At 68.4% G+C, this 16514-nt stretch carries 14 protein-coding genes and 1 pseudogene; 12 read left to right on the top strand and 3 right to left on the bottom strand.

The window, feature by feature from the left end:
• The first annotated feature begins 419 nt into the window (after positions 1–419).
• The 3 genes from NQ706_RS13550 (at position 420) to NQ706_RS13540 (ending at position 4682) form a co-directional block, all read left to right on the top strand.
• Complete coding sequence (locus NQ706_RS13550) at positions 420–965, top strand: hypothetical protein (RefSeq protein WP_144708553.1); 546 nt, start codon at positions 420–422, stop codon at positions 963–965.
• A gap of 562 nt (positions 966–1527) precedes the next feature.
• Positions 1528–2127, top strand: a complete 600-nt coding sequence (locus NQ706_RS13545) for a hypothetical protein (protein ID WP_038566091.1) — start codon at positions 1528–1530, stop codon at positions 2125–2127.
• Between the two features lie 131 nt (positions 2128–2258).
• Positions 2259–4682 carry an HAD-IC family P-type ATPase gene (locus tag NQ706_RS13540; RefSeq protein ID WP_038566088.1) on the top strand — a complete coding sequence of 808 codons (2424 nt, stop codon included), beginning with the start codon at positions 2259–2261 and terminating at the stop codon, positions 4680–4682.
• A 73-nt stretch (positions 4683–4755) separates the two neighbouring features.
• Here NQ706_RS13540 and NQ706_RS13535 read toward each other — a convergent pair whose 3' ends face one another.
• Positions 4756–5415 carry a hypothetical protein gene (locus NQ706_RS13535; RefSeq protein WP_006945081.1) on the bottom strand — a complete coding sequence of 220 codons (660 nt, stop codon included), beginning with the start codon at positions 5413–5415 and terminating at the stop codon, positions 4756–4758.
• A gap of 49 nt (positions 5416–5464) precedes the next feature.
• Between NQ706_RS13535 and NQ706_RS13530 the strand changes: the two genes are divergently transcribed.
• The gene (locus tag NQ706_RS13530) at positions 5465–5899 is read left to right on the top strand and encodes a hypothetical protein (protein ID WP_051805389.1); all 435 of its coding nucleotides are present in this window, start codon (positions 5465–5467) and stop codon (positions 5897–5899) included.
• A 100-nt stretch (positions 5900–5999) separates the two neighbouring features.
• Positions 6000–7289 (top strand): hypothetical protein, encoded by a 1290-nt coding sequence (locus NQ706_RS13525; protein WP_081873509.1) that lies wholly within the window; start codon positions 6000–6002, stop codon positions 7287–7289.
• A 121-nt stretch (positions 7290–7410) separates the two neighbouring features.
• Here NQ706_RS13525 and NQ706_RS13520 read toward each other — a convergent pair whose 3' ends face one another.
• Complete coding sequence (locus NQ706_RS13520; RefSeq protein ID WP_038566079.1) at positions 7411–8436, bottom strand: hypothetical protein; 1026 nt, start codon at positions 8434–8436, stop codon at positions 7411–7413.
• A 257-nt stretch (positions 8437–8693) separates the two neighbouring features.
• Between NQ706_RS13520 and NQ706_RS13515 the strand changes: the two genes are divergently transcribed.
• Positions 8694–10094 (top strand): LssY C-terminal domain-containing protein, encoded by a 1401-nt coding sequence (locus NQ706_RS13515; RefSeq protein ID WP_038566076.1) that lies wholly within the window; start codon positions 8694–8696, stop codon positions 10092–10094.
• A 262-nt stretch (positions 10095–10356) separates the two neighbouring features.
• On the opposite strand, the gene NQ706_RS13510 is transcribed toward NQ706_RS13515, so the two are convergent.
• Positions 10357–10503, bottom strand: a complete 147-nt coding sequence (locus tag NQ706_RS13510; RefSeq protein WP_231729443.1) for a hypothetical protein — start codon at positions 10501–10503, stop codon at positions 10357–10359.
• Between the two features lie 107 nt (positions 10504–10610).
• Between NQ706_RS13510 and NQ706_RS13505 the strand changes: the two genes are divergently transcribed.
• From NQ706_RS13505 to NQ706_RS13480, 6 genes and pseudogenes are all read left to right on the top strand, one after another.
• Positions 10611–11309: a type 1 glutamine amidotransferase domain-containing protein gene (locus NQ706_RS13505; RefSeq protein WP_038566066.1), complete on the top strand. Its 699-nt coding sequence runs from the start codon at positions 10611–10613 to the stop codon at positions 11307–11309.
• A 238-nt stretch (positions 11310–11547) separates the two neighbouring features.
• Positions 11548–12129: a PadR family transcriptional regulator gene (locus tag NQ706_RS13500; RefSeq protein ID WP_231729444.1), complete on the top strand. Its 582-nt coding sequence runs from the start codon at positions 11548–11550 to the stop codon at positions 12127–12129.
• The gene (locus tag NQ706_RS13495) at positions 12111–13757 is read left to right on the top strand and encodes a DHA2 family efflux MFS transporter permease subunit (RefSeq protein ID WP_038566061.1); all 1647 of its coding nucleotides are present in this window, start codon (positions 12111–12113) and stop codon (positions 13755–13757) included. Before NQ706_RS13500 ends, NQ706_RS13495 begins: the two co-directional genes overlap by 19 nt.
• Before the next feature lie 201 nt (positions 13758–13958).
• Positions 13959–14390 carry a universal stress protein gene (locus tag NQ706_RS13490; protein WP_038566055.1) on the top strand — a complete coding sequence of 144 codons (432 nt, stop codon included), beginning with the start codon at positions 13959–13961 and terminating at the stop codon, positions 14388–14390.
• A gap of 133 nt (positions 14391–14523) precedes the next feature.
• Entirely contained in the window at positions 14524–14694 is a 171-nt protein-coding gene (locus NQ706_RS13485) for a hypothetical protein (protein WP_167539812.1), read from the top strand.
• 208 nt (positions 14695–14902) lie between these two features.
• Positions 14903–16375 (top strand): annotated as a pseudogene (locus tag NQ706_RS13480) (alpha/beta-hydrolase family protein); the annotation flags it as partial.
• Positions 16376–16514 lie beyond the last annotated feature (139 nt).

Here is a 16514-nt window from a genome sequence, read left to right as displayed (position 1 = left end):
GCCGGCAACGTCCGCGACCGTGTCCACGAGGTCAGGGTCGCACGGTCCTCTTCGCTGATCTCCAGCACAGGTGACGGCATATGCCATCATCCCATACTGTCAACGAATTAATGACGCGCGACACTAGAACCCACCAGCACAAGCACTCCGGTCCCGTTCCCACCGCGCGGCTGGGTTGTGGCCGGTAAGAGTTGGCGGCAAGCGCTGACATGACTCTCCTCGATCTCACTGACGCGATCTGGCCAGCCTAACCACGCACCCAGCGACGATTCGGTAGCTCAAACGAAGGGTTCCGCATACCTCAGACAGTCCACCCGCCTCGAACGCTACGATCTGTTGAAGCGATGAGCGGCTGCACTGGGGCCACCCTCCTAGAGTGAGCAGGTGGCCGCCGCGCGGCGCCCCGGAAAGGTTCCCCCATGGCTGCCCCGCGTCCTCGCCCCGACGAGCCCTCCTCAGCTCTCACGTGGGTGGTCATCGTCATCACACTCGGTATTGCTTTGGCCCTCGTGGCCATCTTCGGTGGACCCAAGGACGTACGGCTCAAGGCTGACATGGGCACGTACTCGCTCATGAATTGCGGGCCAAACGAAGGGAAGACCTCTCCCGCGGAAATCGTCGCCAACACCGACAGCCATGCGGCCAGCATCGTCAACGTCACGGTAGGGGGCGGGTCGACAAAAGTCCGGGTCGCCGACTTCGCCGCCATCGACGCAGGACGAGCCCATGGCAGGTTCGAGCCAGAAGCTGCCATGAGCGTCGGTGCCGCACGGCTACCAGCTGTCAGCCACCCCCGCGAGATCCTGCCTGGCCACCAAGCACTCGTGGAGGTTCTCCTGACCTCGAGCGTGCCTTCAGCGCACGCCAACGGGTACGACATCACCATCAAGGATGGGCCGTACACGCATGTCGTGCACGGTGAGACCTCTGCCGGCCTCACCTGCACCGGGCAGCAGCCCCACTGACTTTCCTGACGCATCGGGCCAGGTGATCAAAACGTGCACCGCGGCCGGGGCGGCGGTTGCGGAGGAATGACGCGCCACCTGGCCCAGGTGAGGTCATGCCTGCGCGGGGTTGTTGAACGATGATCAGCGGCCCGGTGAGGGTGGGGTCCTCATCAACCGGACGACGTCAGCCATCTCGGTGGGACAGGCCGCGTCGCTGGAACAAAGCGCCCGATACACATGCCTACCCTCGGCTGTGAGGACATCGACGATCACGCCGTCCTCACCGACGGCCTCACCGCACATGGCGCACCGGGCGGTGTCCGTGCTGTCCGGGCTGCCCGCCTCGGACGCTGGACGCAGCCACACGTTCCTCACCATGACGTGATCATGCCTCGCATACTGCCGGAGCGCCGGATGATTGCCCGTCGCCGGTGTCCACGAAATCAGCCCCCGTTCGACGAGGCAGGCGGCCCAGCGGCGAGATTCGGGCAAAGCAAGAACTTGAAAGCGCAATGACCTCTAGGATCGGCGGTGACGTGCCGACGGCCGTCACCCCTCCCACCTCGAAGGAAACGCCCAGATGAACCGTGCCCTCGCCCTGGCCGGCGCGACGACGCTCGCCGCCGCCACCGCCTTCACCGCCACGCCCGCCCTGGCCGCGGCGACCGTCACGACGCGCGTCGCGAACCTTGCCGTGACACCGACGACGGTCACGAAGGGCTCGAGCATCACGCTCAAGGGCCAGGCGCAGAAGCTGGCGAAGACCTGGACGGCGACTCCGGGTGCGTCTGTCGTCGTGTTCTTCGACGCTGACGGTTCTGCCCCGAACACCGCGCAGCGCACGCTGAAGGCCGATGCGCGCGGCAACTTCGCGACGTCGATGGCCCCGCAGGCGAGCGGATACTGGAGCGTTCAGCTCAAGGCGACGTCGACGAACAAGGCCTCGACATCGACGCGTGTCTACGTCAAGGTGACGGCCCCCGCGCCATCGCGCGGCAGCGCCATCGTCATGCCGAAGGGCAGCGTCAACTGCCCCAGTTGGGCGCCGATCAAGGGCAATGCGTCGAGCCACATCTTCCACAGGCCCGGCCAGCGCTTCTACGCGAAGACGCACCCCGAGATGTGCTTCTCGACGCCGGCTGCCGCGATCAAGGCGGGGTATCGCGCGTCGAAGATCTGATCGCAGCCCATGATGGCGGGTACTCACAGGTAGGCGCGCGGCTGCCCGCCTACCTGTGAGTGACCCGCCACCCTGAGTCTCGGCCCGGCCCTCGCGCCACGCGGGGGAGGCCGTCACGAGACAATGGGTCGATGGGAGAGCGGGAACAGCACGAGGCGGGCCTGAGCACGGCCGAGGTGGAGGAACTGACGCGTCGCGGGGAGGTCAACCACGCCCCTGACGACGGTATGCGCTCGACGTGGCAGATCGTGCGAGCGAACCTGTTCACACGCATCAACGCGATCTTCGCGATCCTCGTGGCCCTCGTCGTCGCGACGGGCTCGCTGCGCAACGCGCTGTTCGGGCTCGCCATCGTCATCAACAGCATCGTCGGCATCGCGCAGGAGCTGCGCGCCCGTCACACGCTGAAGCAGCTCAGCATCGTCAACACGGCCGAGGTGACGGTACGGCGCGACGGCGAGGCGAAGAAGATCCCGACGACGGACATCGTCACCGGCGACATCGTCGAGCTGTCGTCCGGTTCGCAGATCGCCGTCGACGGTGTCGTCGTGCGCGCCGATCACCTCGACGTCGACGAGTCACTGCTGACGGGTGAATCAGACCCGATCGACAAGCGCAGCGACGACGAACTGCGCTCCGGCAGCTTCGTCGTCGCGGGCTCGGGGCTGATGCGCGCCACCGCCGTCGGTGGAGATTCGTACGCCGCCAAGCTCACGGCCGACGCCGGCGAATTCACGCTCGTGCGCTCCGAACTGCGCAGCGGCATCGACAGCATCCTCAAGGTCATCACCTACCTGCTCATCCCCGCCGGCCTCATCACGATCGTCAACCAGCTGCTGCTCGCGCGCGACGACTGGAAGCAGGCCGTCCTCGGCATGGTGGCCGCACTGACCCCGATGGTGCCCGAGGGCCTCGTGCTGCTGACGTCCGTCGCGTTCGCCGTCGGCGTCATCCGCCTCGGGCGCCGTCAGTGCCTCGTCAACGAGCTGCCAGCGATCGAGGGCCTCGCGCGCGTCGATGTCGTCTGCGCCGACAAGACGGGCACCCTCACCGAACCCGGCATGACACTCGATCGTGTCGAACCGCTCGGTGACACCGACGAGGGCGGTGCAAAGGAGGCACTCGCAGCCCTCGCGCACGCCGACGAGCACCCGAACGCGACGATGCTCGCCGTCAAGGACGCGTTCGGCGATGCGCCGGGCTGGGGCGTCGAGGCGCGGGCGCCGTTCAGTTCCGCGACGAAGTGGTCGGGCGTCTCGTTCGCCGGGCACGGCAACTGGGTCATGGGCGCCGCCGACATCCTGCTCGACCCCGACAGCGCCGACGGTGAGCGCGCAACCGAGGTCGGCGCGAGCGGCGCTCGCGTTCTGCTGCTCGCCGAGGCGGAGACGCGCGTCGACGCCGACGACGCGCCCGGCGAGCTGACGCCGCGCGCCCTCGTCGTGCTCGCGCAGAAGGTGCGCCCCGACGCCGCGAAGACACTCGAGTACTTCCACGACCAGGGCGTCGAGGTGAAGGTCATCTCCGGCGACAACGCGCGCAGCGTCGGCGCCGTCGCCGAGTCCCTCGGCCTCGGCGAGGCCGACCAGGCGCTCGACGCGCGCAAGCTGCCCACGGACACAGCCGAACTCGCCGACGCGCTCGACAAGGGCGTCGTGTTCGGCCGCGTCAAGCCCGACGGCAAGCGCGCGATGGTGCGGGCGCTGCACAGCCGCGACCGCATCGTCGCGATGACCGGTGACGGCGTCAACGACGTCCTCGCCCTCAAGGATGCGGACGTCGGCGTCGCCATGGGCTCCGGCAGCGACGCGACACGCGCCGTCGCCCAGATCGTCCTGCTCGACAACAAGTTCGCGACGCTGCCGCACGTCGTCGCCGAGGGCCGCCGCGTCATCGGCAACATCGAACGCGTCGCTCACCTGTTCCTCACGAAGACGATCTACGCGGTGACGCTCGCCCTCGTCATCGGCCTGCTCGGGCTCGGCGCGCACCTGTTCCACACGCCCTCGCTCGCGTACCCGTTCGAGCCGATCCACCTGACGATCGCCGCCTGGTTCACGATCGGCGTCCCTTCGTTCGTGCTGTCACTGCTGCCCAACAGCGAACGAGCGCGCAGCGGATTCGTGCCGCGCGTCATGCGGTTCGCGATTCCGTCGGGGCTCGTCATCGCCGCCGTCACGCTCGCGTGCTACCTGCTCGTGCGCCACGGCCAGGGCGGCGGTGCGGACGCCGTCACCGACGGAGGGTTCGGCGCCGGGCACACCCAGATCGCGACGGCGACGCTCACGACACTCATCGCGTGCAGCTGGTGGGTGCTCGTCATCGTCGCGCGTCCGCTCGACCGCCTGCGCGTCGCGCTCGTGACGGCGTGCTTCCTCGCCTACGTCCCGATGTTCCTGCTGCCGTTCACGCGTCGCTGGTTCTCGCTCGACCCGACGAACCTGTCGAGGATGGCGATCGCGGGCGTCTGCGCGCTCGTCGGCATCGCCGCGCTCGAGGGTGTGCATCGAGTGGTGGCGCGACGTCAGGCCCAGGCGCCCGCGGTGCACGGCTGAACGTGATGACCTTGCCCGAGATCGCGTCGTTCCCAACGCGATCTCGGGCAAGGTCACCGCGAGCCGTACGACATCACGCGCCGAGATCGTCCAGCCGAGCGATCCAGGGGTGGTTCGGTTCGGTGAGCGTCAGGGCATCCCGCAGCCATTCTCGTGTCGAACGCTCGAGCAGTGGCGCCGTGACGGTGAAGTCGCGCTCGTCCTTGTCGCGTAACCCGCGCGATTTCAAGAGCAGTTGTAGTTCCGGCCGGAGGTACCGCACGCCGTCTCGCTCCCACAGGGCTCGCGTCATCGGGAGGCGAAGGCGGGAATCGCGTTTGTAGACCCACTCTTGCTCGCTCCCCGGGCTGAGCAGGATGTCGTACTCCCAGGCGCTCGCGGCATCCGGCCTCGCCCAGATCTGCCCGCACCCGCGCGGGAGGACGTCGTCAGGCGCGCCATCCGCGTCGACGTCGGGAAGCAGTGGGGTCAATGAACCCGCCGCGGCGGCCCAGGCGTGCAGGCGTCCTGCGAGATGACGTCGAAGCAGGGGCAGGTCATTACGCAGTACGGACGGATCGATGTCGTCGTGTTCGCGTGATGCACCCGTGAAGGCCTCGATGGCCCAGCCCCCGGCGATCCACCACAAGCCGGGGTAGCTCGCGAAGAAGTGCTTGACGTCACTCGGGGTCAGCGGCGCCCACCTGCCGTAGAGAGCCAGGAAATCCTCGTCGGTGAGGTGATTCACGGTCATGCCAGCGAGACTAGGCGGAACACCGCTGCGGCGTGGAAAGCTGACGAGTATGGATTCCGTAGCCACGCCGTCGCGCTCGGACGCCCACTGGTTGCTGCCCATCAACCCCGCAGCGCACGCCGAGCACCAGCCCGACGACTGGCGCACCCGCTCGGACGCCACGGCGGTGTGGGCTGCCATCGGGCGCTCGCAGCCACTCGAACGCTGGTGCCTGCGCAGTGGCTACCGCACGATGCGGGCGGGCGACGTCATCTGGGCCTATCTCGCCGTGCGCCAGGAGGTGTGCGCTTTCGGTCGCGTGCGCGCGGTCGTCGAGGCTGACGGCGCCTGGTTCGTCGACGTCACCTGGGACGAGCACGCGACCCGGGCGCTGAACCGCAGCCCCGTCGCGCGAGGCCGTTTCGGCCAGGTGCCGATGTCGACCTGCCGCGCGCGGGCGACGGCCGTCGAGGTGCTCTGCTGTGCGATGGAGGACCTGCTCTGACGCACCGTCCGGCGCGTCGACTTCGGCGCTCGTCAGGGGTCCCGCGTACTGTGGAACGGCAGACAAGAACACCGGGGGCAAACGGGAGGAACACGTGAGCATGGCCGCTGACGGCAACGGAACGACGAACGATGGACGAGGCGACGACGGCACCGCGAAGGCGCTGTCGAAGGCTGCGGTGGCGCGCCGCACCGTGCTGAGCGGCGCGGGCGTGTGGGCGCTCGCCGCATGCAGCACGTCGTCGAAGTCGGACGGCTCCGGCAAGGGCGTCAAGGCCGGCAGCTCGGCCAAGGCGTCGGCGTCGTCGGCGAGCCCGCAGGGCAAGACGATCGGCGACGGGTCGATGAGCGACACCGGCCCGCAGCCGGGGCTCTACAAGCCCAAGAAGCTCAAGAAGGGCGACGTGCCGCCGCAGTTCGTCGTCGTGTCGTGGGACGGCGCCGCCGAGCTCGTCGACAACCCGTTGCTGTCGCGTTTCCGCAAGGTTTCACGTGAAACCGGCGCGCACATGACGCTGTTCCTCTCCGGCATCTACTTCCTGCCCGAGAGCAAGAAGACGTTGTACCACGCGCCGCACCACAAGCCCGGGGCGACCGACATCAACTTCCTGCCCGATGACTGCGTCCACGCGACGATCAAGGGCATCGGTGAGTCGTGGACTGAGGGCCACGAGATCGGTACCCACTTCAACGGCCACTTCTGCGGCCCGACGGGTGGCTCGACGTGGTCGCCGAGCGACTGGGGCAGCGAGATCGATCAGGCCCGCTCGTTCGTCGCGAACTGGCGCACCAACACCGGGTTCCACGACCTTCCGCCGCTGCCCTTCGACTACGACAAGGAACTCATCGGTGGACGAACGCCCTGCCTCGAGGGCGGCGACAACCTGCGCACCGAGGCCGAGAAGCTCGGGTGGCGCTACGACACGAGCAAGAGCACCCTGCAGATGTGGCCGAAGAAGGACAAGGGGCTGTGGGACATGAGCCTGCAGTCCATCCCGCTGGCCGGCACGCGCTTCCAGGTGCTGTCGATGGACTACAACATCATGTTCAACCAGTCGAAGGTGACGAAGGGCAACCCGGCCATGCACGCGACGTGGCGCAAGCAGGCCGTCGACTCCTACATGGCCGGGTTCAACCGTTCGTACGAGGGCAACCGTGCTCCGCTCGTCATCGGCAACCACTTCGAGGGCTGGAACGGCGGCATCTACATGGACGCCGTCGAGGAGGTCATGCGCAAGGTCGCCGCGCACAAGGACGCCAAGATGGTGTCCTTCCGTGAGCTGTGCGACTGGATGGACGCGCAGGACCCGAAGGTCGTCAAGAAGCTGCAGGCCCTCGCTCCCGGCGAGACGCCGCCCGGTGGCTGGGACGAGTACCTCGAACTCACCTGAGCCACTGCCCGGCGCCCCGGCTGGGTACATGCGAAACGGCCCGAACCTCTCGAGGTTCGGGCCGTTTCGATGCCGGGTGTCGGCGAGGGCCGCCATGAAGGCTGGCCGCTCGCCGGGTCCGTCAGCGGGTGCGACGGCGAACGACGAGCGTGCCGCCCGCTGCGACGAGAAGCGCGCCGCCCGCGAACGCCGCGGTGTTGTTCGTCGAGCTGCCCTCGTGCGTCATGTCGGTCTGCACCTTCGGGCCCACGGTGGTCGAACCCGTCGTCGTGCCGCCGGAGGTTCCCGGCTTGGACGGCGTGGGCACGGGCTGCGCCGACGCGCCGATCTTCACGACCTTCGTCGACGTTACGGTCTTCTCGCCCCCGTCACCGCAGTAGTAGCCCGTGGCCTTGACGGTGTACGTGCCCGCCTTGGCGTAGGTGTGGCTCAGGTCGTCGAGGTTGAGGTAGACCGGGTCGGCGCCCACGTCGGTACAGGTCGCGCCCCCGGTACCGTTGCCGCCGGTGCTCTTGCCGTCACCGAAGTCGATCTGGTAGCCGGTGAGATCCTTGTTCGGGTACGGCGTGCCCCCATTGGCGGAGACGTAGTGCTGCACTCCCTGCGCGACGAAATCGTAGGTCAGCGTGCGGCCGGAACTGGACACGAAGAGGTCGCTGTTCATGAACGGCTTGATGCCACCCCTGCCAGGGGGCGCCGGCGTCGCATCGACCTTCACGTCGACGGTCTTCGTGACGTGGGAGTTGTTGGCGTCACCGCAGTACCGGAAGTCGAGCTTCACCTTGTATGTGCCGGGCTTGGCGTAGCGGTACTGGTAATGAGACGAGAAGTTGAGTGGCGAGACGCCCTTCGAGGTGCACTGCAGGACGCCGGAATCACCGCCGGTACGGCCTTTGCCGTCACCGAAGTCGACACTCATGGACATGGGACCAGGGGTACGAGTCGTCGTGTGATCCGGCCCGTTGGCATGGTGCTGCGTGCCCTTGAGGTTGAAGTCGAATGCGACGGTGGTGCCGTCGGTCGTGTAGGTGATGCTTGGAGTCGCCGACACGCCGGGCCCGGCCGTGGGGGCTGCGTAGGCGGGGGCGCTGAACAGTGCGGCTCCGGCGAACGTCGTCAAGCATGTGGTGCGGACAGAACGGTTCATGGCATTTTCCTGTTCTCGAGTCGGTGCGTGTTGGGTACACCTCCTTCTTCAGTATTGCCGTGTGTGACGTGGAACACGAGAGCTCGAGCCGAAAACTTCGACAGCCGATGGTGGGCGCATCGGCGTCCGGCCTCCCGCTGTTCGGTCGTCGACCGCAACGGCCACCGCCACGCCGCCCGGCCGGGATGCGGGGCGAACGTGGGGGACAATGGGTGCGCACCCTCGTCGGGAGGGGGTCGTGACGGGTGGGGAGGACCATGAAACGCGACGGACGCTCGAGCGAGACACGCGCGAGCACCGACCCCTCGCGCGCCCTGGCCCCGGTCCGCGAATCCGGCGCGGGTGGGGCCGCTGAGCCGGTCGTCATGATGGGCGGCCTCGGCCGCCATCTCGGGCTGGCGTGGCTCGAGAACGTCTTCTTCTTCGCCGTCATGATCTGCTCGTTCGTCTTCGCCGTGCTGCTGCTACGCGAGGCGACGTGGTCGTGGTCGCTGCTCCTGTTGCTCGTCGGGTTCTGGGCCGTCATGGCCTACCTGGCGCTGCCACGGTTGCACCGCGTCCTCACGACGATCTACGTACCCGACTACTTCATCGGCTGCAGCCGTACGACGGACGGGCGCCTCGGCGACCCCCTCAACCTCGCATTCATCGGCGACGAACAGCAGATCCACGAGACGATGACGCGCGCCGGGTGGGTCAAGGCCGACCCGGTGACGCTCGGGTCGAGCGTCCGCATCGTCGTGTCGTCGCTGCTGCGCCGAAGCTACGCCGAGGCACCCGTCAGCCCGCTCGTGCTGTTCCGGCGAACCCAGGCGTTCGCGTACCAGCAGGAGGTCGACGGCAACCCGTCACAGCGTCACCACGTACGGTTCTGGCCGACGCCCGAGGGGTGGTTGTTGCCCGGTGGACGGCGCATCGAATGGTTGGCGTCGGGCACGTTCGACTCCGGCGTCGGCCTGTCGTTCTTCACGCTGCAGGTCACGCACCGTATCGCTCGCGACATCGACACCGAACGCGACCACGTGCTGCGCACGGTGACGGACGCCGATGCGGCCGTCAGCGTCGAGATGCTCCACGACTTCACGACCGGCTATCACAGCCGCAACGGCGGCGGCGACGCAGTGATGACGGACGGCGACCTGCCCGTCGTCGACCTCACCGCCGTTGCCGTCGCCCCAGGCGCGACGGCGTACGGCGTCAGCGAGGACGGGCAGGTGCTCGGCACGGTGGGGCGGCGCCCGCCCTCGATCGTCGCGGCGTGCGTGCTCGCGGTCGCCTCGGCCCTCGTGTCGATGGCGGCGCTCGTCTGGGGTGGCGACGGCGTTCTGGGGCCGAACGGGCGGGACGTCCTTGGCGACGTTCCGGCGGAGTTGCCGGCGAACGTCGCCCTGTGGATCGGGGTATTGACCTATGTGCCGATCCTGTGGCTCGCGTACCGCACGTTCTTCGGCGGGGTGTGGGCGCGACTCATCATGATCGCTCTCGTCACCCTGTCGCAGGCGAGCCAGATGTGGCAGTACCTCCAGGGCACGCGGCCGACGTTCGGCGCGTTGCTGTCCCTCTCCGTCGACCTGCTCGTCGTCTATGCGCTGACGAGCCTGTCGGCGCGGGATTGGGTCGAGCAGGGCCTCGTCGAGGGTGAGGGCGCCGCGGCCTGACGGTGTGGTGTTTCACGTGAAACGCGCTCGTTCTCGTCGCTGACAGACTCGCTCGCCCGGTCAGTCAGCGAGGATCTGCTCGATGCCCTCACGGTACGACCCGCGACCTCGGAGGCGATCTCGACGAGCTGCGCGTACGTCTCGCGGTCGGGGTCGATCGGCAGGCGCCAGGTCTGGCCGATCGCGTCGGGCGTGTTGCCGAGCAGCGCCATGGCGCGGGAGGCGTCCGGGGTCCAGATGAGCGAGCGCTTCGTCGTGGCGCTCAACGGGACAACCGGGCGTTTGCCCGCCCCGATACGGTCGAACACCATCTGATCGTCAGACTCTTCGTCTTGCCCGGGCCGTAGAACTCCGGCGCACGAGCGAGTTCGTCGGCGATGGGGCCACCGGCGCCCAGAATGGTCTGCATGGGTTCGTCCTTCGTAGGAGGTCCGTCAGGGGGAATCAACACCGTCGGGCGCCGGTTGTTTCCGACGGGTCGACGGCCGCGCCGACCGCAACGAAGGGTGAATCGCCATGACCAAGGTGCTGTTCGTCGTCACCGCAGCCACCGGCTGGACGCTGAAGGACGGTTCGGTGCACCCGACCGGCTACTGGGCGGAGGAGCTGGCCGAGCCGCACCGCCTGTTCCGCGAGGCCGGGTGGGGCACCACGATCGCGACGCCCGGCGGCGTCGCGCCGACGCTCGATGAGCTGAGCCTCGGCGTCGCGGGCGGAATGCCAAAGCGCCGCAAGGAGATTCGGGCCTACCTCGACTCCATCAAGCAAGAGCTCGACCACCCTCTCGCGCTCGACACCGTTGACGAGAGCGACTACGACCTCGTGTTCTACCCCGGCGGCCACGGCCCGATGGAGGATCTCGCCGTCGACCCCGTCTCAGGGACGCTGCTCGTGCGGCGCCTCGACTCCGGCCAGCCGCTGGCGCTGCTGTGCCACGCCCCGGCCGCCATCCTCGCCGCCACGCGCGACGACGGTTCCAACGCATTCGTCGGTCGCACGATGACGGGCCTGTCGAACGTCGAGGAGCGGTTCAACCCGTTCGCGTGGAAGGCGAAGTGGCTGCTGCAGGACGCCCTCGTCGACGCAGGCGTCGACTGCGACAAGGGCATGTTGCCGATGCGTCCCCACGTCGTCGTCGATGGCAACCTCTATTCGGGTCAGAACCCGCAGTCGGCCGGCGCCCTCGCCGAGCGGATTCTCGCCGACCTCTCCTGACGCACACGGCTGCCCCGGCGCGACGGGCGTCGCGCCGGGGCAGCAGTGTGCTTCGCTCAGGGGTGAATGTGACCAAGGGTCTCCGATGTGGCCATGTATCGCGAAGGTGGACGCAGATCGCGAAGGTGGACGAAATTCGCAGAGGTGGACGTAGATCGCCGTTGGCTACGGGGCGGGTGAGCAAGGTCACGGGAACGAGGGTTTCGTCTTTGAATAGTCCATGTGGAATAGTCATCGCGTGACCACAACAGACCCCCTGGACGTGGCGCCGCTGGCGGTCGCCGTCCTCAGTCTTCTCGCGGAGCGCGACATGCATCCGTACGAGATGATCCAGACCCTCCGCGCGCGCCGGGAGGATCAGTGGGTGAAGCTGCGGCCCGCGTCGCTCTACCACAAGGTCGACGGGCTCGTGGCGCGCGGCCTCGCGGAGGTCGTGGGCACCGAGCAGGACGGCAACCGCCCGCCCCGCACGACGTACCGCCTCACAGACGCGGGGCGCGAGCTCCTCGTCGCGTGGATCAGCTCCGCCATCACCGTCGTCGAGAACCCCTACTTCTCATTCTCCCTCGCCCTCGGCGAGCTCGAGGCCCTCGGCCCGGAACGCGCGGCGCGCCTGCTCACCGAGCGCGTCACCGTCCTCGACGAGCACATCGCCCAGATGCGCGACAGCCTCGAGCAGGGGCGCAACCAGGGCGCGGAACGCATCTGGATGCTCGCCCACGAGCACCGCCTCGCCACTTTGACGACCGAGCGCGACTACATCGCCTCCGTCGTCCACGACATCAAATCGAAGGAACTCACATGGCCGACCAGCCACTGACCGACGACGCGTCCGCGACGTCGGGCGCGCCTGCGGCTCCCGCCGCAGGCGCCGCCCACTCTGACGCGGGCGCGTCCGTCGCCACGGGCGCCCCGCCGCAGCAGTCCGCATCGGCGCGCCGAACTGCGGCAGATGCGGGCGCGAAGACGACGGGCGCCGCGCCCGACATCAACCCGTGGGCTGCGCTGAGCGCCCTGCTCATCGGGTTCTTCATGATCCTCGTCGACTCGACCATCGTCTCCGTGGCGACCGAGACGATGGTCGACAAGCTCGACACGAGCCTCAACAACGTCCTGTGGGTGACGAGCGGGTACCTGCTCGCCTACGCCGTGCCGCTGCTCATCACCGGACGCCTCGGTGACCGTTTCGGCCCGAAGAACCTCTACCTCATCGGTCTGGCCGTGTTCACGTTGTCGTCGGCCGCGTGCGGCTTCGCCCCGAACGTCGGCGTGCTCATCGCCGCGCGCGTCGTCCAGGGTCTCGGTGCGGCGATCATGACGCCGCAGACGATGGCGATCATCACGCGCATCTTCCCCGCGGACGGCCGCGGCAAGGCCATGGGCGTGTGGGGTTCGACGGCGGGTGTCGCGACGCTCGTCGGCCCGATCCTCGGTGGCGTCCTCGTCGACCACGCCGGGTGGGAGTGGATCTTCTTCGTTAACGTGCCCGTCGGCCTCATCGGTCTCGCGATGGCGTGGAAGCTCGTGCCGTCGCTGCCGAGTCACGCGCACAAGTTCGACCTCGTCGGGGTCGCGCTGTCGGCCGTCGCACTGTTCTGCGTCGTGTTCGGCATCCAAGAAGGCGCGCAGTACGACTGGGGCACGATCACGGGCATCGTCTCGGTGCCGCTGCTCATCATTCTCGGCCTTGTGTTCTTCGTCCTGTTCATCCTGTGGGAACGGCGATACAAGGGTGAGCAGCTCGTGCCGCTGCACCTGTTCGCGAACCGCAACTTCTCCCTCGCCAACATCGCGATCACGTCCGTCGGGTTCGCGATCACGGCCATGTCGTTCCCGATCATGATCTACGCGCAGGCCGTTCTCGGTTACTCGCCGACGAAGGCCGCGCTGCTGCTCGCGCCCATGGCCGTCATCTCCGGTCTGCTCGCCCCTGTCGTCGGTGGTCTCGTCGACCGCAAGCACCCCGCGATCCTCGCGGGCTTCGGGCTCGTCTGCTTCTCCGTCGCCCTGTTCTGGTACGGCCGGATGCTCGGCGCCGACACGTCAATCTGGTGGCTGCTCGCCATCGCCTGCCTGCTCGGTGTGGCCAACGGGTTCATGTGGGCGCCGCTCTCGGTGACGGCGACGCGCACCCTCGAACCGCGCTTCGCCGGCGCAGGTTCGGGCATCTACAACACGACACGTCAGATCGGCGCCGTCATCGGTTCCGCCGCCGTCGCCTCCCTCATGGATTCGCGCCTTCGCCACCACCTGGGTGAGCAGGCTGCTGGTGGCGCGCATCAGGCGGGCGGCGGTCACATGCCGACGCAGGTCGCCGAGCAGTTCGCCCGCGCCATGGGCGAGACGCTGTACCTGCCGGCCGCGGTGCTCATCGTCGGCATCATCGCCGCGGTGATGTTCACCAACCCGCACCGCAGGACGGGCCGCCACGCGGCGGACGCTCACTGAGCGCCCGAAGCCGAGGGCTCCGCTGAACATTGCCCGCGAACGCGTCATCATTGACGCGTCCGCGGGCAATGTTCGTCCGGGTTCGATGGGGTGGTCGCTCGATCCGTGCCAAAGGTCCCTGGCCCGGGGCGCGTCGCGGCCCTAGCGTCAAGGTGAGGCCCGGCGTCGGGCTCATCGCAACACTCACGAGAGGTGCCTCGGATGGCTGACAACACGACCAAGCCCATCGTCGTCGGAGTCGACGGATCGCCGTCGTCGCTGAGCGCCCTCGAATGGGCCGCGCAGCACGCCGAGCTGACGAAGCAGCCGCTCGAGGCCCTCGCGACGTGGCAGTGGCCCACCAACTACGGCTACGCCGTGGCGTTCGAAGCCAACTTCGACCCGGCGCAGGAGAGCATGCAGATGCTCGACGAGATCGTCGCGAAGGTGCAGGCCGACCACCCGAGCATCGAGGTGCGACCGCACGTCATCGAGGGCGACACGCGCAATGTGCTCGTCAAGCGCTCCAAGGAGGCGGCGCTGCTCGTGCTCGGCAGCCGCGGCCACGGCGAGCTGACGGGCATGCTTCTCGGCTCCGTCAGCGGCTACTGCGTCACGCACGCCGACTGCCCCGTCCTCGTCACGCGCCACTGACGCGGCGCGGCCCGGCGCGTGACCGGGCCGGCGACCTGACGCGTGTGACGCATCGAGGACGCGTCGACTTCGATAGTGGCTGCACCCCGGCGGACGGTGGCGCGCGGCGCCGTCACGGGAGTAGGTTCGTGCCATGAGTGACACGAGCAGCGAGAACTACACCCCCGAGGTCGACCAGCAGGACGGCGGCCCCGGCGCCCAGACCGGCGGCGACGGCGGCGAGAACAATGATGTCGCGAGCGGCGGTCGCAGCGACGAGGGCAGCACCGACGAAGGCCAGCACGCCGACGCCGGCGAGAGCTGACGGCGGCCGCCGCTGAGCGCGGTGGTTTGCCGCGAGCGTCGGCAGGCACGATACGACGCACGCGCGCACGCCCCACCTGAACACGACGCATGCGCCCCGGCGCGTCGAACCTGCGTGGCCGCGAGCCCCGCACGGTGACGACGCGACCGGGGCTCATGCGCCGTGCCCGCTCTGAGACCATGGGGCAGACCCCGATCCGAGGAGCCTCATGCCGTCCACCGCAGCCCCCGCGCCGCCGCGCGTCAGGTTGCTCCTCGCACGCTTCTCGCACACGGGTCTCGTGTTCGCCGCGCTGTTCTACATCATCGCGAACACGCCGTCACTCCTGCCGCGCCCCTGGTGGATGCAGGGTCTCGTCGCGGCGCTGAGCGGGGTGTGCGGGTACGTTCTCGGCCTCGCGCTGGGGCGTCTCGCCCGCGCGACGGCGCGCTGGTTGGGCCTGCATGTCACGATGAACCCGCGTCGACGCGTGCTGCTCGGCCGCATCGGCATCGCGTTCGCGGCCCTGATCGTCATCAGCTTCCCGCAGTCGACGATCGACTGGCAGCGGGAGGTCAGCCGCCAGGTCGACGTCGACGGGCCGGGGTGGTGGTATCCGACCGGTTCGACGCTCGTCGCGGTCGTCGTGTTCGTCCTGTTCATCCTCGTCTGGCGCGGCCTCGCCGGGCTCACCCGCTTCTTCCTCACGAAGGTCTCCTCACGCATCGTGCGGGAGGCAGCGGCCCGTCTCGCCGCAACGGTCATCACGGTCGCGACGGTCGTCGTGGCGATCGACGTCGTCGTCGAACCCGCCGTCCTCGCCGTCGTCGGGGGCAACGCAGACCGCGTCAACCAGCAGATGCCGCGCGGTGAGCACGCACCGACGTCGTCTTTGCGCAGTGGTGGCCCCGGCTCGCCACTGACGTGGAACAGCCTCGGCCAGGACGGCGCGAAGTTTGTCGCCGCGGGGCCGGACGCGAAGCAGATCGCCGACGTGACGAAGAAGCCAGCCAAGGAGCCGGTGCGAGTGTTCGTCGGCGCGAATCAGTCGTTGGAGAAGAACGCCGACCTCGCGGTGGCCGAGCTCGACCGCACCGACGCCTGGAAGCGCAAGGCGATGCTCGTCATCACGCCGACGAGCACCGGATACGTCAACCTGTGGGGCGCTGCCTCGTTCGAGTACCTGCTCGGCGGCGACACCGCTGCGGTCGGGATGGCGTACTCGAACCTGCCGTCGGCGTTCGGCCTGCTCACCGCGCCACGCGACCCCGGCAAGGCGTCGCAGATCGTCCTCGAGAAGGTGCGGCGCCGCGTCGACGCCATGCCCGCGGCCCAGCGCCCGAAGGTGTACTTCACCGGCGAATCGCTCGGCGCCTACGGCGCGGACGACTCGTTCGACTCGCCGCAGCAGATGTTGGAGCGCACCGACGGCGGCGTCCTCAGCGGCACGCCCGCCTTCTCGCCGAACCGAGCGCGGCTGACGCGTGAGCGCGCGCCCGGCTCGACGACCATTGACCCTGTCATCAACGGCGGGCGTCACATCCGTTTCGCGGGCGAACCGTCGCAGCTGGGCGCCGACGAGTACGACCGCCCTCTGGGCGCGTGGCAGAAACCGCGCGTCGTCTACCTGCAGCACCCGTCCGACCCCGTCGTGTGGTGGTCGCCGCGCCTGATGTTCAACTCACCCGAGTGGCTGCGTGAGACGCGCGACAACACGGCTCTTCACGAACGAGGGTGTAGCGCGGGTCTGAACCCTCCGGCTTCGAGCAGCGACCGAGCGATGTAGTGGGTGAGGTTGCGGAATCCGAGGGCGGAGCCGCGGAGGTGTTCGAGTCGCCCGT

Source organism: Dermacoccus sp. BD5 (genome assembly GCF_044878485.1).
GTDB lineage: Bacteria > Actinomycetota > Actinomycetes > Actinomycetales > Dermatophilaceae > Dermacoccus > Dermacoccus nishinomiyaensis.
The sequence above is the reverse complement of the archived record's forward strand: the minus strand, read 5'-3'. Positions and strand labels throughout refer to the sequence as shown.

What these genes read in the sequence shown, in the direction of transcription:
- NQ706_RS13550 (WP_144708553.1), top strand. Translation starts at nt 420, where the DNA reads ATGGCTGCCCCGCGTCCTCGCCCCGACGAGCCCTCCTCAGCTCTCACG.
- NQ706_RS13545 (WP_038566091.1), top strand. Translation starts at nt 1,528, where the DNA reads ATGAACCGTGCCCTCGCCCTGGCCGGCGCGACGACGCTCGCCGCCGCC.
- NQ706_RS13540 (WP_038566088.1), top strand. Translation starts at nt 2,259, where the DNA reads ATGGGAGAGCGGGAACAGCACGAGGCGGGCCTGAGCACGGCCGAGGTG.
- NQ706_RS13535 (WP_006945081.1), bottom strand. Translation starts at nt 5,415, where the DNA reads ATGACCGTGAATCACCTCACCGACGAGGATTTCCTGGCTCTCTACGGC.
- NQ706_RS13530 (WP_051805389.1), top strand. Translation starts at nt 5,465, where the DNA reads ATGGATTCCGTAGCCACGCCGTCGCGCTCGGACGCCCACTGGTTGCTG.
- NQ706_RS13525 (WP_081873509.1), top strand. Translation starts at nt 6,000, where the DNA reads ATGGCCGCTGACGGCAACGGAACGACGAACGATGGACGAGGCGACGAC.
- NQ706_RS13520 (WP_038566079.1), bottom strand. Translation starts at nt 8,436, where the DNA reads ATGAACCGTTCTGTCCGCACCACATGCTTGACGACGTTCGCCGGAGCC.
- NQ706_RS13515 (WP_038566076.1), top strand. Translation starts at nt 8,694, where the DNA reads ATGAAACGCGACGGACGCTCGAGCGAGACACGCGCGAGCACCGACCCC.
- NQ706_RS13510 (WP_231729443.1), bottom strand. Translation starts at nt 10,503, where the DNA reads ATGCAGACCATTCTGGGCGCCGGTGGCCCCATCGCCGACGAACTCGCT.
- NQ706_RS13505 (WP_038566066.1), top strand. Translation starts at nt 10,611, where the DNA reads ATGACCAAGGTGCTGTTCGTCGTCACCGCAGCCACCGGCTGGACGCTG.
- NQ706_RS13495 (WP_038566061.1), top strand. Translation starts at nt 12,111, where the DNA reads ATGGCCGACCAGCCACTGACCGACGACGCGTCCGCGACGTCGGGCGCG.
- NQ706_RS13490 (WP_038566055.1), top strand. Translation starts at nt 13,959, where the DNA reads ATGGCTGACAACACGACCAAGCCCATCGTCGTCGGAGTCGACGGATCG.
- NQ706_RS13485 (WP_167539812.1), top strand. Translation starts at nt 14,524, where the DNA reads ATGAGTGACACGAGCAGCGAGAACTACACCCCCGAGGTCGACCAGCAG.